The organism is Rhodovarius sp. (genome assembly GCF_040399605.1).
Classification (GTDB): Bacteria; Pseudomonadota; Alphaproteobacteria; order Acetobacterales; family Acetobacteraceae; genus Rhodovarius; species Rhodovarius crocodyli_A.
In genome coordinates this window covers 39,071-62,108 of the sequence record NZ_JBBARU010000004.1, presented here as the reverse complement: position 1 = coordinate 62,108, position 23,038 = coordinate 39,071, and the positions used below count along the sequence as shown (strand labels likewise).

25 protein-coding genes are annotated in these 23,038 nt (G+C 66.2%); 6 read left to right on the top strand and 19 right to left on the bottom strand.

The window, feature by feature from the left end; all coding sequences use genetic code 11:
• Positions 1–187: 187 nt before the first annotated feature.
• From ahcY to ABWP84_RS02475, 6 genes are all read right to left on the bottom strand, one after another.
• On the bottom strand, positions 188–1,582 hold the full coding sequence (gene ahcY / locus ABWP84_RS02500; protein ID WP_353210416.1) for an adenosylhomocysteinase: 1,395 nt from the start codon (positions 1,580–1,582) through the stop codon (positions 188–190).
• Positions 1,583–1,659: 77 nt separating this feature from the next.
• Positions 1,660–2,028 carry a DUF971 domain-containing protein gene (locus tag ABWP84_RS02495; protein ID WP_353210415.1) on the bottom strand — a complete coding sequence of 123 codons (369 nt, stop codon included), beginning with the start codon at positions 2,026–2,028 and terminating at the stop codon, positions 1,660–1,662.
• Positions 2,025–2,210, bottom strand: a complete 186-nt coding sequence (locus tag ABWP84_RS02490; protein ID WP_353210414.1) for a Trm112 family protein — start codon at positions 2,208–2,210, stop codon at positions 2,025–2,027. Before ABWP84_RS02490 ends, ABWP84_RS02495 begins: the two co-directional genes overlap by 4 nt.
• Positions 2,211–2,453: 243 nt before the next feature.
• Entirely contained in the window at positions 2,454–3,215 is a 762-nt protein-coding gene (locus ABWP84_RS02485) for an alpha/beta fold hydrolase (protein WP_353210413.1), read from the bottom strand.
• The gene (locus ABWP84_RS02480) at positions 3,212–4,075 is read right to left on the bottom strand and encodes a DMT family transporter (protein WP_353210412.1); all 864 of its coding nucleotides are present in this window, start codon (positions 4,073–4,075) and stop codon (positions 3,212–3,214) included. The genes ABWP84_RS02485 and ABWP84_RS02480 overlap by 4 nt, the downstream gene beginning before the upstream one ends.
• The gene (locus ABWP84_RS02475; protein ID WP_353210411.1) at positions 4,072–5,073 is read right to left on the bottom strand and encodes an NAD(P)H-quinone oxidoreductase; all 1,002 of its coding nucleotides are present in this window, start codon (positions 5,071–5,073) and stop codon (positions 4,072–4,074) included. Before ABWP84_RS02475 ends, ABWP84_RS02480 begins: the two co-directional genes overlap by 4 nt.
• A 98-nt stretch (positions 5,074–5,171) precedes the next feature.
• On the opposite strand from ABWP84_RS02475, the gene ABWP84_RS02470 reads away from it, so the two are divergent.
• On the top strand, positions 5,172–6,275 hold the full coding sequence (locus ABWP84_RS02470) for an ABC transporter substrate-binding protein (RefSeq protein WP_353210410.1): 1,104 nt from the start codon (positions 5,172–5,174) through the stop codon (positions 6,273–6,275).
• 299 nt (positions 6,276–6,574) lie between these two features.
• On the opposite strand, the gene ABWP84_RS02465 is transcribed toward ABWP84_RS02470, so the two are convergent.
• From ABWP84_RS02465 to ABWP84_RS02440, 6 genes are all read right to left on the bottom strand, one after another.
• Positions 6,575–7,534 carry a tripartite tricarboxylate transporter substrate binding protein gene (locus tag ABWP84_RS02465; RefSeq protein ID WP_353210409.1) on the bottom strand — a complete coding sequence of 320 codons (960 nt, stop codon included), beginning with the start codon at positions 7,532–7,534 and terminating at the stop codon, positions 6,575–6,577.
• A 60-nt stretch (positions 7,535–7,594) separates the two neighbouring features.
• Positions 7,595–8,650 carry a sn-glycerol-3-phosphate ABC transporter ATP-binding protein UgpC gene (locus tag ABWP84_RS02460; protein WP_353210408.1) on the bottom strand — a complete coding sequence of 352 codons (1,056 nt, stop codon included), beginning with the start codon at positions 8,648–8,650 and terminating at the stop codon, positions 7,595–7,597.
• The gene (gene ugpE / locus ABWP84_RS02455) at positions 8,651–9,487 is read right to left on the bottom strand and encodes a sn-glycerol-3-phosphate ABC transporter permease UgpE (protein WP_353210407.1); all 837 of its coding nucleotides are present in this window, start codon (positions 9,485–9,487) and stop codon (positions 8,651–8,653) included.
• Complete coding sequence (ugpA, locus tag ABWP84_RS02450; RefSeq protein ID WP_353210406.1) at positions 9,487–10,380, bottom strand: sn-glycerol-3-phosphate ABC transporter permease UgpA; 894 nt, start codon at positions 10,378–10,380, stop codon at positions 9,487–9,489. The genes ugpE and ugpA overlap by 1 nt, the downstream gene beginning before the upstream one ends.
• Positions 10,377–11,732 (bottom strand): sn-glycerol-3-phosphate ABC transporter substrate-binding protein UgpB, encoded by a 1,356-nt coding sequence (ugpB, locus tag ABWP84_RS02445; protein WP_353210405.1) that lies wholly within the window; start codon positions 11,730–11,732, stop codon positions 10,377–10,379. The genes ugpA and ugpB overlap by 4 nt, the downstream gene beginning before the upstream one ends.
• 112 nt (positions 11,733–11,844) lie before the next feature.
• Positions 11,845–12,954 carry a diaminopropionate ammonia-lyase gene (locus ABWP84_RS02440; protein ID WP_353210404.1) on the bottom strand — a complete coding sequence of 370 codons (1,110 nt, stop codon included), beginning with the start codon at positions 12,952–12,954 and terminating at the stop codon, positions 11,845–11,847.
• 12 nt (positions 12,955–12,966) lie between these two features.
• On the opposite strand from ABWP84_RS02440, the gene denD reads away from it, so the two are divergent.
• A complete protein-coding gene (gene denD, locus ABWP84_RS02435) occupies positions 12,967–13,953 on the top strand; it encodes a D-erythronate dehydrogenase (RefSeq protein ID WP_353210403.1) in 987 nt (328 codons plus the stop codon).
• Positions 13,953–14,345, top strand: a complete 393-nt coding sequence (locus ABWP84_RS02430) for a RidA family protein (protein ID WP_353210402.1) — start codon at positions 13,953–13,955, stop codon at positions 14,343–14,345. Before denD ends, ABWP84_RS02430 begins: the two co-directional genes overlap by 1 nt.
• Here the strand turns inward: ABWP84_RS02430 and ABWP84_RS02425 are convergent, their stop codons facing one another.
• Positions 14,346–15,014, bottom strand: a complete 669-nt coding sequence (locus tag ABWP84_RS02425; protein WP_353210401.1) for a hypothetical protein — start codon at positions 15,012–15,014, stop codon at positions 14,346–14,348.
• A gap of 252 nt (positions 15,015–15,266) precedes the next feature.
• Between ABWP84_RS02425 and ABWP84_RS02420 the strand changes: the two genes are divergently transcribed.
• Genes ABWP84_RS02420 through ltnD form a run of 3 tightly spaced genes read left to right on the top strand, consistent with a single transcriptional unit; the run spans position 15,267 to position 17,958 of the window.
• Positions 15,267–15,770 carry a MarR family transcriptional regulator gene (locus tag ABWP84_RS02420; protein WP_353210400.1) on the top strand — a complete coding sequence of 168 codons (504 nt, stop codon included), beginning with the start codon at positions 15,267–15,269 and terminating at the stop codon, positions 15,768–15,770.
• A gap of 56 nt (positions 15,771–15,826) precedes the next feature.
• The gene (locus tag ABWP84_RS02415; RefSeq protein WP_353210399.1) at positions 15,827–17,059 is read left to right on the top strand and encodes a flavin-dependent oxidoreductase; all 1,233 of its coding nucleotides are present in this window, start codon (positions 15,827–15,829) and stop codon (positions 17,057–17,059) included.
• Positions 17,056–17,958, top strand: a complete 903-nt coding sequence (gene ltnD, locus ABWP84_RS02410) for an L-threonate dehydrogenase (protein WP_353210398.1) — start codon at positions 17,056–17,058, stop codon at positions 17,956–17,958. The genes ABWP84_RS02415 and ltnD overlap by 4 nt, the downstream gene beginning before the upstream one ends.
• On the opposite strand, the gene ABWP84_RS02405 is transcribed toward ltnD, so the two are convergent.
• From ABWP84_RS02405 to ABWP84_RS02380, 6 genes are all read right to left on the bottom strand, one after another.
• Positions 17,942–19,078: a DegT/DnrJ/EryC1/StrS family aminotransferase gene (locus ABWP84_RS02405; protein ID WP_353210397.1), complete on the bottom strand. Its 1,137-nt coding sequence runs from the start codon at positions 19,076–19,078 to the stop codon at positions 17,942–17,944. The genes ltnD and ABWP84_RS02405 overlap by 17 nt on opposite strands.
• Before the next feature lie 11 nt (positions 19,079–19,089).
• Positions 19,090–20,079: an NAD-dependent epimerase/dehydratase family protein gene (locus tag ABWP84_RS02400; RefSeq protein WP_353210396.1), complete on the bottom strand. Its 990-nt coding sequence runs from the start codon at positions 20,077–20,079 to the stop codon at positions 19,090–19,092.
• Positions 20,076–21,131 (bottom strand): dTDP-glucose 4,6-dehydratase, encoded by a 1,056-nt coding sequence (gene rfbB, locus ABWP84_RS02395; RefSeq protein WP_353210395.1) that lies wholly within the window; start codon positions 21,129–21,131, stop codon positions 20,076–20,078. Before rfbB ends, ABWP84_RS02400 begins: the two co-directional genes overlap by 4 nt.
• A 251-nt stretch (positions 21,132–21,382) precedes the next feature.
• A complete protein-coding gene (locus tag ABWP84_RS02390) occupies positions 21,383–21,709 on the bottom strand; it encodes a hypothetical protein (protein WP_353210394.1) in 327 nt (108 codons plus the stop codon).
• Between the two features lie 92 nt (positions 21,710–21,801).
• A complete protein-coding gene (locus tag ABWP84_RS02385) occupies positions 21,802–22,116 on the bottom strand; it encodes a hypothetical protein (RefSeq protein ID WP_353210393.1) in 315 nt (104 codons plus the stop codon).
• Positions 22,117–22,126: 10 nt separating this feature from the next.
• A partial coding sequence (locus tag ABWP84_RS02380) for a hypothetical protein (protein ID WP_353210392.1) occupies positions 22,127–23,038 on the bottom strand: 912 nt, incomplete at its 5' end.

Here is a 23,038-nt window from a genome sequence, read left to right as displayed (position 1 = left end):
GAGGGCGGCGGCCGAGAGGGCGGCGGGGCCCAGCAGGTTGCGGCGATCCATGATGCGTTATCTCCCGGAGGTCGTGACCGGGCGGGATATACGGCAATCGGAAGAAAGGAAAAGGGGTTAATGGCCGCAGGCGCATCATCGCGCGATGGCGAGGAAGACGGCCAAAGCCGTCTTCCTCGCGCCGCGATCAGTAGCGGTAGGCTTCGGCCTTGAAGGGGCCTTCGCTCGGCACGCCGATATAGCTGGCCTGGTCGGCCCGCAGCTTGGTCAGCTTCGCGCCCACCTTGTCGAGATGCAGCATGGCCACCTTCTCATCGAGGTGCTTGGGCAGCACATACACCTTGTTCTCGTATTTGCCGGGGTTGGTCCACAGCTCGATCTGCGCGATCGACTGGTTGGTGAAGGAGGCCGACATGACGAAGGAGGGGTGGCCGGTGGCATTGCCCAGATTCACCAGGCGGCCTTCGGAGAGCAGGATGATGCGCTTGCCGTCGGGGAACTCGATCTCATCGACCTGCGGCTTCACATTGTCCCACTTGTAGTTCTTCAGGGCGGCGACCTGAATTTCGCTGTCGAAATGGCCAATATTGCAGACGATGGCGCGGTGCTTCATCGCCCGCATGTGGTCGGCGGTGATGACATCCACATTGCCGGTGGCGGTGACGAAGATGTCGGCCGTCGGCGCCGCCTCTTCCATGGTGACGACCTGGTAGCCTTCCATCGCGGCCTGGAGGGCGCAGATCGGGTCGATCTCCGTCACCTGCACGCGGCAGCCGGCATTGCGCAGCGAAGCGGCCGAGCCCTTGCCCACATCGCCATAGCCGCAGACCACGGCGACCTTGCCGGCCATCATCACGTCGGTGCCGCGGCGGATGGCGTCGACCAGCGATTCGCGGCAGCCATAGAGGTTGTCGAATTTCGACTTGGTGACGCTGTCATTCACATTGATGGCGGGGAAGAGCAGCTTGCCCTCCTTGGCCATCACATAGAGGCGGTGCACGCCCGTGGTGGTTTCTTCCGAAACGCCCTTGATCGAGGCGGCCAGCTTGGCGAACCAGCCCGGCTTCTCGGCCAGACACTTCTTGATGAGGGCGAAGAAGACGGTCTCTTCCTCATTGGAAGCCTTCTCGAGGAAGGCCACGTCGCCCTGCTCGGCCTTCAGGCCGTAATGCACCAGCAGGGTCATGTCGCCGCCGTCGTCGAGCAGCATATTGGGCTCGCCGCCATCGGCCCATTCGAGGGTCTTGCGGACGTAATCCCAATATTCCTCCAACGTCTCGCCCTTGATGGCGAAGACCGGCACGCCGGTTTCGGCAATGGCGGCCGCGGCGTGGTCCTGGGTGGAGAAGATGTTGCAGGAGGACCAGCGGACCTCGGCGCCGAGCGCCGTCAGCGTCTCGATCAGCACACCGGTCTGAATGGTCATGTGCAGGCAGCCGGCGACGCGGGCACCCTTGAGCGGCTGGCTGGCGGCGAATTCGGCGCGCGTGGCCATCAGGCCCGGCATTTCATCCTGCGCCATGTTGAGTTCCTTGCGGCCCCAGGCGGCGAGGGAAATGTCCTTAACAATGTAGTCGGGCATCTGCGGCAGGCTCCGTATGTGATGGCGGGGCCGTAGCATGGGGGCTGGTGCAGGGCAACACACCCATAAGCATATCTTTATGTGTTGCGCGGAGACGGATCGCGCGACAGGCCGCGCGCTGCCAAGGCCTGCTCATAGGCGGCCCAGCGGCGCTGCTGCTCCTCGCCCAGCGCGCGCAAATAGCTCCAGGTGAAAATACCGCTATCATGCAGATCATCGAAGACGAGGCGCACCGCGTAATGGCCCACAGGCTCGATACGCATGATGCCGACATGGCGCCTGCCGCCCAGAATGATTTTCTGGCCAGGCGCATGGCCCTGAATCTCCGCCGAGGGGCTTTCCACCCGCAAATACTCTGCCGGCAGGCAGAAGCGCGCGCCATCGGCAAAGCGCAGTTCCAATTCGCGGGCCTCGCGCCGATAGACCAGCGCCGTCGGCGCGCTCACGGCTCCAGTTTGCGCGCCTCGCCCGGCAGCATAATGGGGATGCCGTCACGGATGGGATAGGCGAGCGAGGCTTCGTCGCTGATCAACTCCGCCTTTTCGCGGTCATAGCGAAGCGGGCCCCGGGTGACGGGGCAGACCAGGATTTCAAGCAGTTTGGGATCTAGGGGGAGTTGCGTGCTCATCAGGCCAGAATAGCAGTTTCGCCGCGCCGCGTCAGTCGCCCCCGGCGCATCTAGGTCGGGGGGGGCGCAGGCTGTTGAAAAACGAACGGTGAGGGGGAAGAAGATCGAGGGGCTTTGCCCCTCGAGCACCCCAGGAGGAAACTGAGTTTCCTCCACCTTCGATATATTTTTGATAATATTCATTTTTGGGGTGGGGCAAAGCTGTTGCTGTCTTTTTTTCCGCAGCTTGTTCGAGGTGTTTTATCAGCTTGCCAGAAACGGCTCCAGCGCGGCTAGGAAAGCATGCGGATTTTCCGAATGCACCCAATGCGCGGCCTCCACAGCGGCGTGCTGCGCATGCGCGAAGAAGCCTCCGATGGCGGGCATATACGCCGGCAGCACATAATCGCTGCGGGTGCCGCGAATGAAGAGCGCCGGTCCGTCATAGCGCGCGCCTGCGGGGGGGGCGAAATCCTCGATGGCGTCCATGCCGGCGGCGATCCAGTCCAGCGCGACACGCCAGCGCGGGACATCGCCGTCAAAGATGAGATTTTGTAGCAGGAAACCGCGGATAACCTCTTCGGGTACGGCCGGCAGCAGGGCGGCCATGGCGTCGCGCCGGGTCATGCCGGGGGTGAGGACCAGGCCCTGCATTGCCACCACATAGGCGCGCGAAGGGGCGGCGTAACGCACCGGCGAGATATCCGCCACCACCAGCCTTTCGACCAATTCCGGCCGGGTCAGCGCCAGCATCATGGCGATCTTGCCGCCCATGGAATGGCCGAGCACCGCGGCATGGTCCAGGCCGCGCGCCGCCATTGTCTCGGCCACATCTTCGGCCAGGGCGGTGTAATCCATCCCTGGCGCATGGGGGCTGGCGCCATGGTTGCGCGCATCCATCGCCAGCACGCGGTGGGTCTGGCCCAGCCGCCGGGCCAGGCCGCCGAAATTCTGTGCTGCACCCATCAGGCCATGCAGCATGACCAGGGCCGGGCCCTCGCCTGTCTCCACCGTGTTCAGAATCATCCGCGCGCCGCCATCACCACACTGCCCATGATCAATACGCCGCCCAGGATGAGATCCCAACCCAGCGGCTCGCCCAGCCATGTCGTGGCCAGGCCCAGCCCCAGCACCGGCACCAGCAGGAAACCCACCGAGGCGAGCACGGCATTGAGGTGCCGCCCGCTTTCGATCACCGCCCAGGTGCCGATGGGTGCCGCCAGCAGTCCGATAAAGGCGGCATGCGGCCAGGCCTCCATGCCAATGCCGCCGCCCGGTTCGCGCAGCAGCGCCGCCGTGCCGAGGATCAAGGTCGCCAGGGAAAAGCTCCAGGGCAGCAGGTCGATCATCGGTGACACCGGCGGGAAGCGCCGCACCAGCACGATGGCCACCGACCAGGAGAGCGATGCGCCCAACAGCAACGCATGCCCGCTCACCGCCCCGGGTGCCTGCCAATCAATCGCCCAGGGGCCCAGCATGATGGCCACACCCAGCATGGCCAGGGCGACGGCGCCCCAGCGCATGGGCGATATCCGCTCCTTCAGCACCAGCATGGAGAGCGGCACCAGCCACATGAGCGTGACATTGCTCAGCACCGCGGTGCGCCCCGCCGGCACCAGCGCCAAAGCGAGATGGGCCAAGAGGAAGAAGCCGGCCAATTGCAGGCTGCCCAGCGCCAGCACCGAGAGCATGTCCTGCCGCGCCGGCCAGCGCAGCCGCCGCAGGAGCAAGGCCAGCAGCGTGGCCGAAATCACCGCCAGCCCCGCGCGGGAGGTGGCGAACCACAGCGGTGTGGCATGCATCAGGGCGTGTTTGGTGACTGGCCAAACGCCGCCGAAGAGCACAACCGCCAGCAGAAGAAGCTTGAATCCGCGGGCCTGGGTCACGCCACGGTCAGCATGATCTTCCCGATATGGGCGGAGCTTTCCATGAGGGTATGCGCGGCTGCCGCATCCTGCAGCGGCATCACCGCATGGATCACCGGGGCGAAGGCGCCTGCATCGAGCAGCGGCCAGACTTTTTCGAGCAGTGCGGTGGCGATGGCGCCTTTCTGAGCGGTGCTGCGCGGCCGCATGGTGCTGCCCGTCACCACCAGGCGCTTGAGCATGATCGGGCGCAGATCGAGGTTTTCCGCCATCTCGCCACCGAGGAAGGCGATGAAGACCAGCCGCCCATCCATGGCCAGGCAGCGCAGGTTTTTCTGCATATACGGCCCGCCCACCATGTCGAGCACCACATTCACCAGCGCGCCATCGGTGGCGCGCTTCACCTCTTCGACAAAATCCTGGCTGCGGTAGTTGATGGCGGCGACGGCGCCCAGCTTGAGGCATTCGGCGCATTTTTCGTCCGAGCCGGCGGTGGCGATGATCTTCGCCCCCATCGCCGTGCCCAGCATGATGGCGGTGGTGCCGATGCCGGAGGTGCCGCCATGCACCAGCGCGGTCTCACCCGCCGCCAGTTTGCCGTGGCCGAAGAGGTTGGCCCAGACGGTGAAGAAGGTCTCGGGCAGGGCGGCGGCCTGAATGGCGGAATATCCCTTTGGCCAGGGCAGGCATTGCGTGCCCGGGGCGGTGCAATATTCAGCATAGGCGCCGCCATTGGTCAGCGCGCAGACGCGATCACCCGGCTTCCAGGCACCGGCATCGGGGCCCGCCTCCACCACCACGCCGGCGCATTCCAGGCCGAGCACAGGGTTGGCGCCGGGTGGGTTGGGATATTTGCCCTCGCGCTGCAGCACATCGGGTCGGTTCACGCCCACCGCCTCCACCCGGATCAGCACCTCGTCCGGGCGGGGCGAGGGCAGCGGGCCGCGGGCGGGCAGCATCACCTCGGCCGGGCCACCGGCGCCATGGGCGATGAACATCATGTCTGCGGGTAAGGCCATGGCGTGCTTCCTTTGATGGGGTGCAGGTGGCCTTGCCGCAGTATTGTCGTCAAGCCGTGCCTTGCGGAGGGGGTGTTGGGTTGCAACAATGTCCCATCTTGTTGGACCAATCTCCCAGCCGCCGCAGCCTTGCCGCCATTTTGGCCGTGCCGGCGCTTGCCCGCGCCCAGCCGGCTGAATTGCGCATTCTGGCGCTGCTGCCTTTGACCGGGGCGCTGGGTGTGCTGGGCGATGAAACCTGTCGTGGCCTGGAACTGGCGGCCGATGAGCGGGTGAATGCCCCCCGTTTCCGCGTGGTGCGGGCCGATGCGCCCGATGCCGCCCAGGGCGTGGCTGAGTTGCGCCGCATGCTGGCCGAACGCCCGGCGGCGGTTTTCGGCAGTGTCTCCTCTGCCATCGCGCTGGCAACGACCCAGGCGGCGGAGGCGGCGGGCCTGCCCTTCTTTGAACTCAATGCGGTGGCAGACAATATCATTGACCGCGGCCTGCGACAGCTCTGGCGCCTGGGTCCCGGCGCGGCGCAGCTGGGTGCTGCGGTGGCCGGTGCCATGGGCACAACCCTGCCTCGTCTGCTGGGCGAGCCCTTGGAGGCCATGCGGGTGGTGATCTTCGGTGGCGGAGGCGCTTCATCGGATGCGGTCTGCAATGCCGCGGAGGCCTCTCTGGCGGCCATTGGCATAGCGCCCGCCGGCCGCTTCAACGCCCCTGCCGGCGAGATGGGCCATGCCGTGCAGCGCCTGCGCAGCCTGAGCGCCGATCTGCTGCTCCATACCGGCAGTGAGGGCGAGATTGCCGCCTTGTTCCGCGGTTTCCGCGAGGAGGGCTGGCGGCCCCGGCTGGTGGTGGGCATAGCCGGTGGGCATGCGGTGGCGGATACGGCGCGGGCGGCGGGTGAAGGCCATGACGGCACGCTGGTGATCGACCTGCCCCCGGTGCCGCCTGGCCATCCCTTCACCGATGCCTATCGCCGGCGCTATGGTGCGGCGCCGCGTTCGGGCCATTCGCTGGCGGCGTTTTCACTGGCGCGGCCGGTGATGGATGCGCTGCGTGGGCCGGATCTGCGCCAGGGCATGATGGCTGTTGACCTGCCCGAGGGCACGCTGGCCAATGGCTGGGGCCTGCGCATGGATGCGCGGCAGCAGAATCTGCGGGCTATGCCCGTGCTGTCGCGCTGGGATCATGGGGTGCTGGGGCAGCTGTAGCAGGCTGATGAACAAGGCTGATGGGGGAGGAAAAGAGCGAAATGGCTTTGCCCTCTCGCGCTCTCCCACCAGGGTCGACAGGTATGTCGACGATGTTTCTGGACCTTTGATCAATATTAAAATCAATAACTAAACTAAGGTGCGGGAAACAAAGTGTCCTGCTGGGGTGCTCGAGGGGCAAAGCCCCTCGATCTTCGCTTTTCACCACCCGTGAGAGCATAATGCGTTGAGGCGAAATCGCCATAAACGCTCAATCATCCCCTCAACAACCGCTGGACCACGCGGCGTGGCCCAGGCCCTCAGTTGGCGCGAATGCCGGCAGCGCGGATGATGGGCTCCCACTTTGCCATTTCACTGGCCAGGAATGCGCTGGCCGAGGCCGGGGTGCTGCCCTGCACCACCTCCATCGCCATCTCGGTCAACCTGGGTGTCAGCTGGGTGACGGCGCGGCTGACGGCGGCGTGGATGGCGCTGACCACCGGCGCTGGCGTGCCCGCGGGTGCCATCACCATATGCCAAGTATAGGCCTCATAGCCCGGCACGCCGCCCTCGATGAAGGTGGGGATATTGGGTGCGAGGCTGCTGCGTTGCGCGGTGGAAATGGCCAGCGGCCGCAGCGCCCCGCGCTGAATCTGCCCCAGCGCCCCGGCGGCGACCTCGATGATCATCGGGATGCGCCCGGCCAGAATGTCAGGATAGGCTGGGGCGCTGCCGCGGAAGGCGATGTGGTTCATCCGCAACCCCCCGCCCAGATGCAGGAACAATTCCGATGCCAGATGCACCGCACCCCCATTGCCGCTGGAGGCATAATCATATCGGCCGGGATTGGCGCGGATGATGGCGAGGAATTCGGGCAGTGTCCGGGCCGGGAAATCATTGTTTACCAGCATGATCATCGGCACCTGGCCGACAAGCGCGATGGGCTGGAAATCCGCCACCGGGTCAAAGGGCAGCCGGTCGAACATCGCCCGCGTCACCGCGTGGCCCACGGTGGTGTAGAGAATGGTTAGCCCATCCTTGGGCGCCTTGGCCACCATATCGGTGCCGATGACAACGCCCGAGCCGGTGCGGTTTTCCACCACGATGCGGTTGGGCAGGTTGCGCGACATTTCATCGGCCAGCAGGCGGGCGGGGACATCGGTGGGGCCGCCGGCGGCAAAGGGCACAACCATGCGCACGGGCTGGCTGGGCCATTCGGCCTGAGCCTGGGCGGCGAAGGGTGCGGCGGCAGCGGCGGCCATCAGGGTGCGGCGATACATGACAATCTCCTCATTTTGGCTGGAGAATGGAGGGACGGGCCGTAGGCCGCAAGCGGGCCCTCAGGCGCCAATCCGTTTGCCGGTTGCAGCGTCAAACAGATGGAGGTGTTCCGATGGCAGGAGCAGGCTGAGCGGGCCTTCCGTGGTCACCTCGCCGGGCAGGCGGGCGGTCAATTCGGTGCCATCGGGCAGCCGGCCATGGGCCACGGTTTCGCTGCCCAGAGGTTCGAGAAGCTCCAGATTCATGGTGATGCCGCCCGCACCCGGGCAGAGGTGTTCCGGCCGAATGCCCAGCGTCACCTTATGGCCATCGGCCAGGGCCGGCGTGGCGGGCAGATGCAGCTTCAGCCCCAGATCGAGCCGCACCGCGCCGCCTTCCATCGTGCCGGGCAGGAAATTCATTGCCGGGCTGCCGATGAAGCTGGCCACATAGGTATCGGCGGGGCGGGACCAGATTTCCATAGGCGTTGCAACCTGCGCGGCATGGCCCTGATGCATCACCACCAGCCTATCGCCGAGCGTCATGGCCTCCACCTGGTCATGCGTGACGAAGAGTGCGGTGACGCCGAGGCGGCGTTGCAGGCGCTTGATCTCGGCGCGCATCTGCACGCGCAGCTTGGCATCGAGGTTCGACAGCGGTTCATCGAAGAGGAAGAGTTTTGGCTCCCGTACGATGGCGCGGCCCATGGCCACACGCTGGCGCTGGCCGCCGGAGAGTTCGCGCGGGCGGCGTTCCAGCAGCGCCTCTATGCCCAGCAGGGCTGCGGCCTGGGCCACGCGTTTGCGGATATCCTCAGGCGCCATGCGGCGGATTTTTAGGCCATAGGCCATGTTCTGGAACACGCTCATATGCGGGTAGAGCGCGTAGTTCTGGAACACCATCGCCACATCGCGCTCGGCCGGGTCCAACCCCGTGACGTCTTGCCCGCCGATATCGACCTGGCCGGAGGTTGCGAATTCCAGCCCGGCCACGATCCGCAGCAGGGTGGATTTGCCGCAGCCCGAGGCGCCGACAATGACGATCATCTCGCCCTCGGCCACGTTGAGATCGACGCCATGCAGCACCTGGGTGGTGCCGAATTGCTTTTTGATGTCGGTGAGCTTGAGGGTGGCCATTTATTTTTCGGTCTCCGTCAGGCCTTTGATGAACCAGCGCTGCATCAGCACCACCACGGCGACAGGCGGGAGCATCGCCATCACCGCGGTGGCCATGATGATGTTCCATTCATTTTGTGAATCGCCGGTGCCGATCATCTTGGTCAGCCCCACCACGATGGTCTCCAGTGAGCGTTCATTGATGATCAGCAGCGGCCAGAGATATTGGTTCCAGCCATAGATGAAGAGAATGACGAACAACGCCGCGATATTGGTGACCGAGAGCGGCAGCACCACGTCACGGAAGAAGCGCAGCGGCCCTGCACCATCCACCTTCGCCGCCTCCACATATTCGCGTGGGATGGTGAGGAAGAATTGCCGAAAGAGCAGCGTGGCGGTGGCCGAGGCCATGAGCGGCACGATGAGGCCCGCCCTCGAATTGGTCAGCGAGAGATCGACCATCACCTGGAAAGTGGGGATGATGCGCACCTCGACGGGCAGCATGAGCGTGATGAAGATCAGCCAAAAGGCGAGCATCCGCCCCGGGAAGCGGAAATATACCACGGCGAAGGCCGAGAGCAGCGAGATGGCGATTTTTCCGGCCGCGATGCACAACGCCATGATGAGCGAATTGGCCAGCATGAGGCCGGCGGGCTGGCCCTGAATGCGCCCGCCGCCGGTGCCGTTCCAGGCATTGGCGTAATTCTCTCCACCCAGGGGCCCTGGCAGCAGCGGCACATCGCCGCGGCCGATCGTGCTGGCATCATGGGTGCTGCCGATCAGCGTCATATAGATCGGGAAGGCGAAGACCAGCACGCCCAGGGTGAGCCAGAGATAGGCCATGGGCGTGCGGCGCATCAGTAATGCACCCGGCGCTCGACATAGCGGAACTGCATGAAGGTGAGCCCCACCACCAGCACCATCAGGATCACGCTCTGCGCCGCCGAGGAGCCCAGGTTCAGATTGACCACGCCATCGGTATAGACGCGGTAGATCAGTGTCTCCGTCGCCTTGCCCGGGCCGCCCTGGGTGAGCGCGTGGATGACGCCGAAAGTGTCGAAAAACGCATAGACCAGGTTCACCACCAGCAGGAAAAACGCGGTGGGCGAGAGCAGGGGAAACACCACCGTCCAGAACCGGTAGCGCGGGCTGGCGCCATCGATGGCGGCGGCCTCCAGCACCGATTTGGGTATGCTTTGCAGCCCGGCGAGGAAGAAGATGAAATTATAGGAGACCTGCTTCCAGGCGCTGGCGACAATGACCAGCAGCATCGCCTGATCGCCGTTCAGCTTATAATCCCAGGCGATGCCGGCGGCATTCAGCATGCGGCCGAAAATGCCGATATTGGGGTGGAACATGAACAGCCACAGCACCGCCGCCACCGCCGGCGCCACCGCATAGGGCCAGATCAGCAGGGTTTTGAAGGCCGAGGCGCCGCGGATATTGCGGTCCGCCTGCACCGCTAGGAAGAGCGCGGAGACCAGGGCCAGAGAGGCCACCGAACCGGAGAAGAGCAGCGTGCGGCCGAAGGCGGCAAGCCAGGTCGGGTCTGCCAACACATCGGCGAAATTTTCGAGGCCGACGAATTCGCTGCGCAGGCCAAAGGCATCCTCGCGCAGCAGAGACTGCCACACCGCCTGCCCCGCCGGCCAGAAGAAGAACAGGGCGGTGATCACCAATTGCGGCAGCAACAACAGCCAGGGCAGCGCCGTCCCCCGAAACAGATGGGAGGCCGGCGCTGGGCGGCTCACGCGCGGTTGGACCGTTCGAAGTTGCGCAGCACCACATTGCCGCGCGTGACGGTGTTGGTCAGCGCCTGCTGCGGCGTCTGGCCACCTTGCAGGGCGCGTTCCATTTCTTCCTGCATGATCACGCGGATCTCGACGAAGCCACCAAGGCGGATACCGCGGGTATTGCCCGTCATCTGCCCGCCGCCGCGCAGCAGCTGCTGGATGGGAATGTCGGCGCCGGGATTTTGCGTATAGAAGCCGCTGGCCCGGACCTGCTCGAAGGCGGTCTTGGTCACAGGCAGGAAGCCCGTCTCAGTGTGCCAGGCGGCGGCCACCCGGGCCTGTGCCAGGAAGGCGAAGAATTCGGCGATGCCGCGGTTTTCATCGGCCGAGCGCGTGGCGTTCGGGCCGCGGTTCATCGCCCAGAAGCTGGCGCCACCGATGATCGAGTTGAGGGGCGCGCCGGCCACGTCATTGTAATAGGGCAGCATGGCCACACCCATATTGGCAACGCCGCCGGGCAGTTCGCGCACGAAGCGGGCGCGCGCGCCGGAACTGGCATGGATCATCGCGGCCGAGCCATTGGCAAAGAGCGCATCACCCGCGCCATCGCGCCCGCCCCAGCGGAAGGTATTCTCGCGACCCATTTCCACCAGCGTGCTGAGGTGGCGCAGCATCAGCGGGTTGTTGATGGCCAACTCGGCGCTCAGGCCGCCAAAGCCGTTATCCAGCGTGGCCAGCGGCGTGTTGTGGATGGCGCTGAGTTGTTCCACCTGGCACCAGGTCGGCCATGCGGTGGTGAAGGGCATTTCGTGCCCAGCGGCCTTGAGGCGGGTGGCGGTGGCGCGGATATCGGCCCAGGTCGCGGGTGCTTGGTCGGGGTTCAGGCCCGCACGGCGGAAGGCGTCCTTGTTGTAGAACATGATCGCGGTGGAGGAGTTGAACGGCATGGACATCATCCGGCCGTCGCTGAGGCTGTAGTAGCCCTTCACTGCCGGCAGGTAGTCGTCGAAATTGATGCTCACGCCGGTCTCGGCCAGCAATTCATGCAGCGGCTTCACCGCGCGGCCGGCCGACATCATGGTGCCAGTGCCGACTTCGAACATCTGCACGATATGCGGCGCGCTGGAGGCGCGGAAGCCGGCGATGGCGGCGACCATGGTTTCGGGGTAGCTGCCGCGGAAGCTGGAGACAATGCGGAAGCGGCGCTGGCTCTCATTGAACTGGTTGGCGATGCCCTCCAGCAAGCCACCGAGCGGCTGCGGCAGGCCATGCCAGAAGGAAATCTCGATGGGGCCACCCTGCGCCAGGGCAGGGGCGGCGATGGGCAGGGCGAGGCCGGCGGAGGCCATGCCGAGGGTGCGGCGCTTCATGCGGTGTTCTCCCATGTGGGGTTTTATTGGCTGGCGGCAGGTAGCCTTCCAGCATTGCGGTTCAATGACAAGTTTGTGACGGACGCGTGAAGCGGATTGCCCCTGCGCGAGGTTACCCCCCTGCCACCAGCCGGGCATAGAGCTCCGGGTCCGTGGCGCCCTCGGTGCCAAAGACCAGCACGCGGCTCTCCGGCCCCAGCCCCAGGGCGCCGTCGCGCCCGGCGAGGATGGCGCCCACCAGCCCGGCCACGGCGGATTCGCCCGCCACGATACCCAAAGGCGCCAGCGCCCGCATCGCCTCCACCGCCGCCGCATCGGGCACGGCCATGAAGGCATGGGCGGCGCGTTCCAATTCCTGCCATGCCAGCAGGCTGGGCTCGCCACAGGCCAGGCCCGCCATCAGCGTGGGCAGGTCGCCATCTACCACGCGGATCTCGCCGGCCTCGGCGCTGAGCAGCAGGCAGGCAGCTTCGTCTGGTTCCACCACGATGAGCTTTGCCGGGATGCGCCGGGCGCGCAATTGCACGGAGACCGCGGCCGCAACCCCGCCCACCCCGCCCTGCACGAAGACATGGGTGGGTGGCTGCTCCATGGCGGCCAAAGCCTCCTCGGCCATGAGGCGATAGCCCTGCATCACGTCACGCGGGGGCTCAGTATAGCCGGGCCAGGAGGTGTCGCTGATGACGTGCCAGCCATTCGACTCGGCCGCGGCGGAGGCGGCGCGCACGCTGTCATCGTAATTGCCCGCCACCTCCCGCACCTCGGCGCCATAGGCGGCGATGGCGTCACGCCGGCCCTGGCTCACATGTTCATGGACGAAGATGACGCAGGCGGCATGGCATTGCCGCGCACCCCAGGCCACGGAGCGGCCGTGATTGCCATCGGTGGCGCAGGTGACGGTCACGTTTGGTTGGTGCTGGCCGGAAAACACCTCGGCCCCGGTGGCACGGATGCCGGCGCGGGCCAATTCGCCCACCACCAGTTTTTGCACCGCATAGGCGCCGCCGAGCGCCTTGAAGGAACCCAGGCCGAAGCGCTCTGCCTCATCCTTATAATGCAGGGACGCGAAACCCTGCGCTGGCAATTCGCGCAGCGGCGTGGGCGCATAGCCGGGCCAGGCGGTGATTTCGGCGCTGGCACGGCGAAAACCGCCCTCCGTCAGCACGACCACACCCGGCACACCCTGGCGCGGATTGAGGAAGAGGCAGTAGGGATGGTTCATGATCATGGCGCCATGCTGCGCGATAAAACCAATGGGGGCGAGATGCACATCACCATTCTGGGCGGGGCGGGGTTTCTGGGGCGCAAGCTGGCCGCCCGGCTGGCGGCGGAGGGGCGGGCCACATCGCTGACCCTTTTCGACATGGTGGTGCCCGCGCCGCTGGCCGCACCCTTCCCGGTGCGCTGCCTGGCCGGCGATGTGGCCGACCCGGCCGCATTGGCCGCAGCCATCCCGCCTGAGACCGACATCATCTATCACCTCGCCGCCGTGGTGAGTGCGGCGGCCGAGGCAGATTTTGACCTGGGGCTGCGGGTGAACCTGCAGGGCACGCTGGCGGTCATCCAGGCCGCGCGGGGCTGTGCGAGGCCGCCACGCTTGGTCTTTACCAGCTCTGTCGCCAGTTTTGGCGGCGGGCAGAGCGCCATTCTGGATGACGATGCCCGGCAGATGCCGGCCAACAGCTATGGCGCGCAAAAGGCGGCGGGCGAATTGCTGCTGCAGGATGCCTCGCGCCGCGGGCTGCTCGATGCCCTCAGCATCCGTCTGCCCACGGTGATCATCCGCCCCGGCAGGCCCAATGCGGCGGCTTCCTCCTTCGTATCGGCGATCTTGCGCGAGCCCATGCTGGGCTTGGAGGCCACGCTGCCGGTGGGCGAGGATTTTGCTCTATGGGTGAGTTCGCCGCGCATCGTGGTGGAATGGCTGCTGCATGCTGGCTTTATGGATACTTCCCCCCTGGGCATGGATCGTGGCGTGAACCCGCCCGGGCTCACCGTGACGGTGGGCGAGATGCTGGATGCTCTCTCACCTGTGGAGCGCGCGCGGGTGAAGGCTGTGCCCGACGCCAATGTGGCGGCCATTGTCGGCGGTTGGCCGGCGCGCTTCCTCTCCCGTCGCGCCCGGGCGCTGGGCTTTGCCGAGCAGTCGCATCTGCCGGCCATCATCGCCGCCTTCCGTGAGGATGATTTGGCCGCCACCCGGGCCGATCGCGCGCTTTGATGCTGGAACTCACCCATATCCTCCTGCCCGGCGGGCCCAGGCGCGTGGCCCCTTTCAGCCATGCGGTGCGGGCTGGGGATTTCCTCTTCGTCACTGGCCAGATGCCAACCATGCCCGAGGATAATACCCGCTGCGTGGAGGGCGATGTGGCGGTGCAGACCAGGCAGGTAATCAGCAACCTGCACAGCGTGCTGGCCGGCAGCGGCGCGCTGTGGGAGCGCATTGCGATGGCGCGCATCTACCTCACCCGGTTCGAGCGTGATTATGCGGCGATGAACGCAGTGTGGGAGGCTGCCTTCCCGCCCGGCGCCTTGCCGGCCCGCACCACGGTGGGCGTGACCGGCTTGGCGCTGGGGGCGCTGGTGGAAATTGACCTGGTGGTGGCGCTGTAGTCAGCGCAACTCGGCGCTCACCACACCCAGGCCAGTCCAGCGGGCGGTGACCGGCCCGGGCGCGGCCAGCGCCTCGGCCGCGCTGTCGAACACCAGGACAAGAACCGCGCCCAGCGGCAGGCCGCCGGCCTCGCGCGCGGCACGCAGCGCTGTCTCAAACAAGGCGCCAACCTCTGCCCGGCGCGCCCGGTGCGGCCCCAAAGCGCATGAAGACGGCCATGACGGCGCCTTGCCCTTGCCGATCACCACCTGGCCCAGCCCGGCCAGATCGGCCGCCGCCGCAAACATATTCGCCGGCCCATCCCGCCAGCGCGAGGCGCTGAGGTCCAGCGCGGGGTGAAGCTGGGCCAGTGCCGGCATGCCGGTATCACTCTCGGTTATGGCCTCGGCCAGCACCACCAGCAGCGCGGGCGCGGCGCGGCCATGGGGCAGCACGGCGAGCGGCAGCGGGCGGCCCTGGGCCATGATCCGCCCGGGCAGCATGGCGCCCACCAATCCGGACTGGGTCACGCGGATGCCGCATGGTGCCAGGGCCAGTTTTGCCAGCACCTCGCCCGCCACAGTCTCGGCGGCATCGAGGCTGGTGAGGGCGTGATCAGCGGCCAGCGGCGCCACCGGTTGGCCGGATTCCCAGGCTTCCGCCAGGGAAGAGGCGATGGAACCCATCATGCGCCGAGCGGCAATGCGATGATTGCCCCTTCGAAAAAGCCAGCCACCAAAGGGGCCTCCATTCTCACCGTCAGGCGTCGCGATGCCAAATTGTATAGACCATGTATCATGGCGAGATAGGCCATTCCGCCCACGAAGCGCAGACCATATTTCGCTCTTGGTCATGGTGTTGCGGATTGGCAATGAATTCCGATGCTTGACGTCAGCATTCCGCATGGGTCATTGACGTGGAAAGCTGATTGAAAACGTTCCATGGTCGCTGCCAACGAAGTCTCGTCTGCCGTTCTGCATGACAATGAGGTGTCCGTCACGGGCGACTTCAACGACTCTTCCATGCTTGGCCCCTACCGACTCGATTCCTCCACTGGCCACTTGCTGCGCCGCGCGCTGCAGCGCCACCAGGCGCTGTTCCAAGAATCTGCCGCCGCTACGGGGCTGACGCCGCCGCAATTTGCCGCCCTGACCAAACTCGCCGAATTGCGCCGGGTGACGCAGAACCGCCTCGGCCGCCTCGTCGCCATGGACCCCGCCACCGCCCAAGGGGTGATGAAGCGCCTGGCGCTGCGCGGCCTGCTGCGCACCGAGAAGGACCCGATGGACCGCCGCACCGTGGTGCTGTCGATCACCCAGGAGGGCGAGTGTCTCGTCCAGCAGGCGCGCCAAGCGGGCCAGCGTGCCAATCAGGCGCTGATGCAGGACCTTGATGCCGGCGAACAGGCGATGTTGCTGGCCCTGCTGCGCCGCATCACCGACTGAACGGCTTGTCGCCAGGGGCCGCGCGGGACAAGACTGGTTCAGGGGAGGCTGCTGGGATGCGGGTGATCATAGCGGGTGGCGGTATTGGGGGGCTGACCACGGCGCTCTCACTGCATGCGGCGGGCATCGAGGCCGAGGTGTTTGAAAGCGTGGCCGAGATCCGCCCGCTGGGCGTGGGCATCAATATTCTGCCCCATGCGGTGCGGGAGCTGACCGAGTTGGGGCTGGCCGATGCCCTGGCCGCCACCGGCATTGCCACGCGCGAATTGCGCTATATCTCCGCCCATGGCCAGGAAATCTGGCGCGAGCCAAGGGGCCTCGCGGCGGGCTATCACTGGCCGCAATACAGCATCCATCGTGGCCGACTGCATATGCTGCTGCTGGCTGAGGTCCGCGCCAGGCTGGGGGCGGGGCGGGTGCATCTTGGCAAGCGGATGATATCCACCAGCCAGGACGCGCATGGCGCGACGGCGCATTTCGCCGATGGCAGCAGCGCCACCGCCGATGCGCTGGTGGCGGCGGATGGCATTCATTCCGCCGCCCGTGCGCAACGCCACCCTGATGAGGGCCCACCGCGTTGGAAGGGCGCCGTGCTGTGGCGGGCGACCTCGGTGGCGGAGGGTTTTCTCGGCGGGGCCACGATGATCCAATGCGGCCATCACGACCTGAAATTCGTCTGCTACCCCATCGCCAATAACCCCGATGGCACGCAGCTGATCAACTGGATCGCCGAAAAGGTCTTTCCAGAGGATACGGCCTGGAACCGGGAGGATTGGAACCGCACGGCTGACCTCGAGGCCTTTGTGCCGCTCTACGAAGCCTGGCGCTGGGATTTTCTCGATGTGCCGGCGCTCATGCGCCGCGCCGAGGCGGTGTTCGAATACCCGATGGTGGATCGTGACCCGCTGGAGGCCTGGAGCATCGGCCGCATCACCCTGCTGGGCGATGCCGCGCATCCCATGTACCCGATTGGCTCCAATGGCTCCTCCCAGGCCATTTTGGATGCGCGGGTGCTGGCCATGCATCTCAAGCGCGCGCCCAGCGTAGAGGCGGGACTCGCCGCCTATGATGCCGCGCGCCGGCCCGCCACGGCGGCGCTCACCATTGCCAATCGCGGCCTGGGGCCGGATCTGGTGCTGGAGGAGGTGCATCGCCGCGCGCCGCATGGCTTTGCGCGGCTGCATGATGTGATCTCGGATGCCGAACTGCGCGAGACCGCGCAAAACTACAAGCAACTCGCTGGCTTCGACCCGGCGCTGCTCAACCAGAGGGAAAGCTACGCCGCATGAAAATCGCCGCCATAGGCCTGGGCAGCATGGGCCAGGGTGCCGCCGCCAGCATGCTCTCCAAGGGCCTGGATGTGACCGGCTGCGACCCGAGTGAGCGGGCGCGCCTCGCCTTTGCCGGGCCTTCGGTGGCACGCGCCTGCGATCTGCCGCCGGGCATTGAGGCCGTGCTGGTGCTCACGGTGAATGCCGCCCAGGCGCGCGCCGCGTTGTTCGGCCCTGAGGGTTGCGCCGAAAGGTTGGCCCCTGGGGCGGTGCTGATCGTCTCCGCCACCATGGCGCCGGCGGATGCGCGGGCGCTGGCGGAGGAGGCGGCGTCGCGCCAGTTATTGTATCTTGATGCCCCGGTTTCGGGCGGTGCCACGGGGGCGGCCAATGGTGCGCTGACGGTGATGGCCAGTGGCTCCGTGGCCGCCTTCGACAAAGCGCGGCCGGTGCTGGAGCGGGTGGCCGCCAAGGTGTGGGAATTGGGCGAGGCGCCGGGCCTGGGTGCGACCATGAAGGTGGTGCACCAGTTGCTGGCCGGGGTGCATATCGCCACCGCCGCCGAGGCGATGGCGCTGGGCATCAAGGCCGGGCTGGACCCCGCGCAGATTTATGGCGTGGTGACGGGGGCGGCGGGCAATTCCTGGATGTTCGGCAACCGCATGGCCCATGTGCTGGCCGGCGATGACACGCCGCTCTCGGCGGTGAATATTTTCGTGAAGGATCTGGGCCTGGTGGATGCGCTGGCGCGGGAGGCGAATTTCCCCATCCCGCTGGCGGCGCAGGCCTTGCAGTTATTCGTTGCCGCCGCGGCGCAGGGCCATGGCGGCAAGGATGATGCCTTCGTCATCCGCGCCTATCAGGCGCTGACCGGCATTGCCCTGCCGGGTGAGAAAAAGCCTAACCCAGCCGGCTGAGCGCGCCGCAAATCTGCTCTACCTGCGCGTCGCTCAACTCCGGATACATTGGCAGCGAGAACACAACCTTGGCCGCCGCACTGGTCTCCGCACAGCCCGCCGGGCCGAGCGCGGTTCGGCCGGCATAGGCCGATTGCTCATGCACCGGCACCGGGTAATGGATGCCCGTGCCCACGCCCTCGGCCTTCAGCCGTGCCATCACCCCTGCGCGGTCATCGCTGCGCAGCACATATTGGTGGAAGACATGGGTGGCATTGGCCCGGCGCAGCGGGGGCGTGAAGCGGCCACCGGCCAGGGCTGCGTCATAAGCATCGGCGATGGCGCGGCGGCGGGCATTGCCGGCATCGAGATGCGGCAGCTTGGTGCGCAGGATCGCGGCCTGCACCTCATCGAGCCGGCTATTGATGCCGATCAGCGAGGAGACATAGCGCTCCTTCCAGCCATATTGCCGGATGGCAGCGATGCGCCCTGCCAGTTCGATATCGCGCGTGGCCAGCACGCCGCCATCGCCCAGCGCGCCCAGATTCTTGGTGGGGTAGAGCGAAAAGGCCGAGGCATGGCCGATGGTGCCGAGCATTTGCCCGCCCAAGGTGGCGCCATGGCATTGCGCGCAATCCTCGATCAGCGGCACGCCCGCCTTTTCGCAGGCCGCCAGCATGGGCCCGAGGTCGCAGGCCTGGCCGTAGATATGCACCGCCACCACGGCGCGGATCGGCGGGATGCCCGGCGGTGGATCTTCCAGCACGGCGGCCAGTTCATCGGCGTCCATGGTGTAAGTGTCGGGGTCGATATCGAGCAGCAGGGGGGTTGCGCCCACCATCTCAATGGCGGCGACGGTGGCGACGGCGGTGTGCGAGACGGTGACCACCGTCGCCCCCTCGCCAATCCCCATGCCGCGCAGGATCAGCGCGATGGCATCGGTGCCATTGGCGCAGCCCACGGCCTGCATGCCTTCACCCAGCCAGGCGCCGTATTCGCGCTCGAAGGCAGCACCTTCCTGGCCTAAAATGTACCAGCCCGAATTGAGCGCCCGCGCCACGGCGGCGTCGATTTCGGGCTTCAGGGCGCGGTAGCCGGCCCCGGGGTCGGCCTGGGCGATCATGGTGAGCGGTGCGTTCATCGGCTCTTATCCTAGAGATAATCGTTCAGGCGTTCGCGGTACCAAGCCAGCGATAGGCGCAGCCCCTCATTGAGCGAGGTGGCCGGCGCCCAGCCGGTGGCGTTTCTAAAGGCGTTATCATCGGCATGGTAGCTGCCGATGTCGATTGGCGCGCGGTCGGCGGGGAATTCGCGGGTGGCGAAACTGCCCTCGCCCCCATTGGCGGCGATCAGCCGCTCGGCCAGGTCGAGCAGGGAGATTGGCGGTGAGCCGCCGAGGTTGAACACCTGGCCCTTCACGCTGGGCTGGTCGGCCTGCTCGGCGGCGGTGATGAAGGCCTCGGTCACGTCATCGACATAGGAGAGGTCGCGCAGCTGCGCACCGCCCCAGACCTCGAAGGGCTCGCCCTCCAGCACCCGGCGGATCCAGATGCCCAGAAAAGTCTGCTTGGCGTCACGAATGCGCAGCCGCGGGCCATAGCAATTGGTCAGCCGCAGCGAGACGACCGGGCGGCCGAGAACGCGGGATTCCAGCAGCCAATATTGCTCGCCTGCCCATTTGGAGACGCCATTGGCGTCGGGCGGGTTCACCGGGTGCAGTTCATTGACCGGCAGCGCGATGGGCCGGCCATAGAATTGCCGGGTGGAAGCATGCACCACCCGCGCCTGTGGCGCCGCATCGCGCATCGCCTGGATCAGGCGCACCTGTGCCACGGCATTGATGCCGATATCGGCCACCGGGTCCTTCTGGCCGCCCATATGGCTGGTTTGCGCCGCCATGTTGAACAGCACATCCGAGCCCTGGGCGAGAGACAGCAGCTCAGTGTCGCGCAGGTCGCCACGGACCAGCAAAACCCCGGCGCCATCGAGGTTGCGGGGATTGGCGCCGCCCTCCTCGCTCATCGCGTCCAGCGCCGTCACCCGCGCGCCGGCACGGGCGAGGGTATGGCAAAGGTTGGAGCCGAGGAAACCGGCGCCGCCGGTGACGAAGACCCGCTTGTTTTTCCACCACGCGATGTTCATGACGCGCTCCCCAGTCGCTGGCCGGCATATTTGCGGGCACGGATCGGCCCCCACCAGGCCTCATTGTCGAGATACCATTGGATGGTGGCGGCCAGCCCCTCCTCGAAGCCATGCCGCGCCTTCCAGCCCAATGCGCGCTCGGCGCCCGAGGGGTCCATGGCATAGCGCTGGTCGTGGCCCGGCCGGTCTTTCACATAGGTGATCAGCCGTTCCCGCGGGCCATGGGGGTCGGGGCGCTTTTCGTCGAGGATGCGACAAATGGCGCGCACCACATCGAGATTGGTGCGTTCCTGGCGTGGGCCCAGGCAATAGGTCTGGCCCGGCTGGCCATGGAACAGCGCCAGGCACAGCGCCTCCGCGTGGTCCTCGACATGAATCCAGTCACGCACCTGCTGGCCATCGCCATAAACCGGCAGGGGCTGGCCATGCAGCGCATTGAGCGTGACCAGCGGGATCAGCTTTTCGGGGAATTGCCAGGGGCCGTAATTATTCGTCGTGTTGGAGACGAAGGCGGGCAGGCCATAAGTGTGCTCCCAGGCGCGGACCAGATGGTCGGACGCTGCCTTGGAGGCGCTGTAGGGGCTACGAGGGTCATAGGCAGTGTGCTCGTCAAAGGGCGGGTCCTGCGGGCCCAGGCTGCCGAACACCTCATCGGTGCTGACGTGATGGAAGCGGAAGGCCTGCCTGGCAGCACCTTCGAGCTTGCTCCAATGCGCGCGCGCGGCTTCCAGCAGGACCTGGGTGCCCACCACATTGGTCTGGATGAACTGCGCCGGCCCGTCGATCGAACGGTCCACATGGCTTTCGGCGGCGAGGTGCATCACCCGCCCCGGCGCGTGCTGGGCGAAGGCGGCCTGCATGGCTGCCACGTCGCAAATATCGGCCTTGATATGCATATGGCGTGGGTGGGTCAGCCAATCGCCCAGCGATTCCGGGCTGGCGGCATAGGTCGCGCAATCAATATTGACCACGACCTGATCGGTCGTTGCCAGCAGCCGCCGCAGCACGGCTGAACCAATAAAGCCCAGGCCGCCGGTGATCAGAATGGTCATTCAAAGCCCCTCATCTGCTGCCTTATTGGCATGGATTGCGGCGTTTTTGGACCCTGATCATGGCTTTTTCGTTATTCCGGCCGCAGGCTTGGCGCGTCTCATCCTGCCGGGGGGGGGCGATGGCCATGATGGCCATCGCCCCTTTCGCGCGATGAGACGCATGGCGGGTTCGTCACTGGCAGGCTCTGCCATGTGCTTCGCGCCTGCATCCGCCGGCGCCGGGCCGGAACATGGCAGGCGCGGGGCCGGGCTCATTCCCCGGTCATGGTGAGGCTGCCTGGATTGACGGTGACGGTGCCCGAGCCGGTGACGGCGGTGGCGGCGGAGAGCGTGCCCCAGCTCAGCGGATTGCCGCCGGCCGCGGCATCGAACAGGCCCAGATGCGACAGCGTGCCCACCGCGCCGGTGAAGCTGAAACGGATCGCCTCCGCATTGGTCTGCACGCTGGTGCCGGTGAAGGCCACCCGCTGGCGGGCATAGCCATTGCCCACCGGTTCACCGGTGAGGCCCGTGGGGTCGCTGCCACCGGTGCCCAGGCCGCATACACCGCCGTGGGGGCAACGGGCGTGCGGCCGCACAGCGTGCGGGCAAGGAGGTTCTTGGCGTGATCGGTGAGAGAGCTCATGGGTTTTTCCTTATTGCGATGGAGGAATGGCAGGCGGCTTTGGCTTCAGATGTCCTTGGCCGCGCGGAAGAGCGGTGGAAGCATTCCGCCGGAGCCATCCCCGCCTTGGGCGCTGGCGCGCACGGCGTTGTAGATGTCGCTCAGCGCCAGGGCGCTGTTCTTCACCAGGCCCTCGCTGGGCAGGCGGAAGCTCATGACCGAAAGCGGGCTCTTGCCGGCGCGGCGGGCGGCCTCGTCGAGATAGCCGTGGATCTTTGCCTCGACGATGGAGGCGGTGATGTCCATCTGGAGATGCGTCAGGCGCCAATATTGCGCGCAGACGCCGGTTTCGTGGATTTCGATGGGTTGCAGAAAGGCCATGATGGTCTCCTCAGCTCACGGTGACGGTTTCGGTGCTGTCGAAAGTGGCGACAGTGTTGATGGTGCTGGTGGCAGCGCCGGTGACGCTGATCGCAATGCCGCCATTGCTCATGTCGGCGGCGATGCTCAGCCGCCAATTGGGGGCGCTGCTGCCATTGGTGGCGGTGGGCGCCAGGCTGGCATTGGCCCCCAGGAAGACCACCGTGGTGGCAGCATTGGCCCCACGCACGGCCGCCACCACCACATCCCACACGGCAACATCGGTGCTGCCCTGCATTTTCGAGATGACGCGCAAGCGGCCGTAAAAGGCACCGAAATTGGGCAGGTTCAGCGTGTTGGTGGCGGAGGCAGCGCCAGCGTCAGCGGTGACGCGAGATGGGGTGGCATCGGTCGTTTGCTTTCGCAGCACCGACCAGCCCCGTTGCGCATCGCCATTGGTGGCGAAGCGCCCGGCTGCGAACGCGCCCTTGCCATAGGCCCCACGCGGGCTGGCATAATAGCCGCCCGGCACCCAGGAATAGCTTCCATCGGCGGTGTTGCTGACTCCACCGGAAATGGCCGCATAAGCCCCTGCGGCGGTGTTCGTGGTTCCTCCAGCGACGGTCGCCCCGCTGGCCGAGGCGGTGTTGGCACTGCCGCCATGCACCCCGCTGTATTGGCTGCTGGCCACCTGGGTGGCAGCGGTGCGGCTGGTCTGCAAATCCACCGCATTGCCACCGCGCGAATTGCCTCCCGCCGCAGTGGAGTCAGGGATTTGCGCCAGCACAGCCCCGGCGCCCTTGGGCTGGCCGATGATGGTGGTGATATTCGCATCCGCCCCCATCGCCTGCCAGCCGACCATGCCGCTTGTGGCCGCGCCCTGAACCTGCATGAAGTTCACGGCATTGCCCTGATTCGACACCAGCATCTGCGTGCCGCCGCC

Bases quoted from the DNA above. Each gene is read 5' to 3' on its own strand.
- ABWP84_RS02430 (WP_353210402.1), top strand. From the start codon at position 13,953: ATGCTGGAACTCACCCATATCCTCCTGCCCGGCGGGCCCAGGCGCGTG.
- ABWP84_RS02420 (WP_353210400.1), top strand. From the start codon at position 15,267: ATGGTCGCTGCCAACGAAGTCTCGTCTGCCGTTCTGCATGACAATGAG.
- rfbB (WP_353210395.1), bottom strand. From the start codon at position 21,131: ATGACCATTCTGATCACCGGCGGCCTGGGCTTTATTGGTTCAGCCGTG.
- ABWP84_RS02475 (WP_353210411.1), bottom strand. From the start codon at position 5,073: ATGGCCTTACCCGCAGACATGATGTTCATCGCCCATGGCGCCGGTGGC.
- ABWP84_RS02400 (WP_353210396.1), bottom strand. From the start codon at position 20,079: ATGAACATCGCGTGGTGGAAAAACAAGCGGGTCTTCGTCACCGGCGGC.
- ABWP84_RS02460 (WP_353210408.1), bottom strand. From the start codon at position 8,650: ATGGCCACCCTCAAGCTCACCGACATCAAAAAGCAATTCGGCACCACC.
- ABWP84_RS02440 (WP_353210404.1), bottom strand. From the start codon at position 12,954: ATGAACCATCCCTACTGCCTCTTCCTCAATCCGCGCCAGGGTGTGCCG.
- ABWP84_RS02415 (WP_353210399.1), top strand. From the start codon at position 15,827: ATGCGGGTGATCATAGCGGGTGGCGGTATTGGGGGGCTGACCACGGCG.
- ahcY (WP_353210416.1), bottom strand. From the start codon at position 1,582: ATGCCCGACTACATTGTTAAGGACATTTCCCTCGCCGCCTGGGGCCGC.
- ABWP84_RS02490 (WP_353210414.1), bottom strand. From the start codon at position 2,210: ATGAGCACGCAACTCCCCCTAGATCCCAAACTGCTTGAAATCCTGGTC.
- ugpB (WP_353210405.1), bottom strand. From the start codon at position 11,732: ATGAAGCGCCGCACCCTCGGCATGGCCTCCGCCGGCCTCGCCCTGCCC.
- ugpE (WP_353210407.1), bottom strand. From the start codon at position 9,487: ATGCGCCGCACGCCCATGGCCTATCTCTGGCTCACCCTGGGCGTGCTG.
- ABWP84_RS02465 (WP_353210409.1), bottom strand. From the start codon at position 7,534: ATGTATCGCCGCACCCTGATGGCCGCCGCTGCCGCCGCACCCTTCGCC.
- ltnD (WP_353210398.1), top strand. From the start codon at position 17,056: ATGAAAATCGCCGCCATAGGCCTGGGCAGCATGGGCCAGGGTGCCGCC.
- ABWP84_RS02405 (WP_353210397.1), bottom strand. From the start codon at position 19,078: ATGAACGCACCGCTCACCATGATCGCCCAGGCCGACCCCGGGGCCGGC.
- denD (WP_353210403.1), top strand. From the start codon at position 12,967: ATGCTGCGCGATAAAACCAATGGGGGCGAGATGCACATCACCATTCTG.
- ABWP84_RS02385 (WP_353210393.1), bottom strand. From the start codon at position 22,116: ATGGCCTTTCTGCAACCCATCGAAATCCACGAAACCGGCGTCTGCGCG.
- ABWP84_RS02425 (WP_353210401.1), bottom strand. From the start codon at position 15,014: ATGATGGGTTCCATCGCCTCTTCCCTGGCGGAAGCCTGGGAATCCGGC.
- ABWP84_RS02485 (WP_353210413.1), bottom strand. From the start codon at position 3,215: ATGATTCTGAACACGGTGGAGACAGGCGAGGGCCCGGCCCTGGTCATG.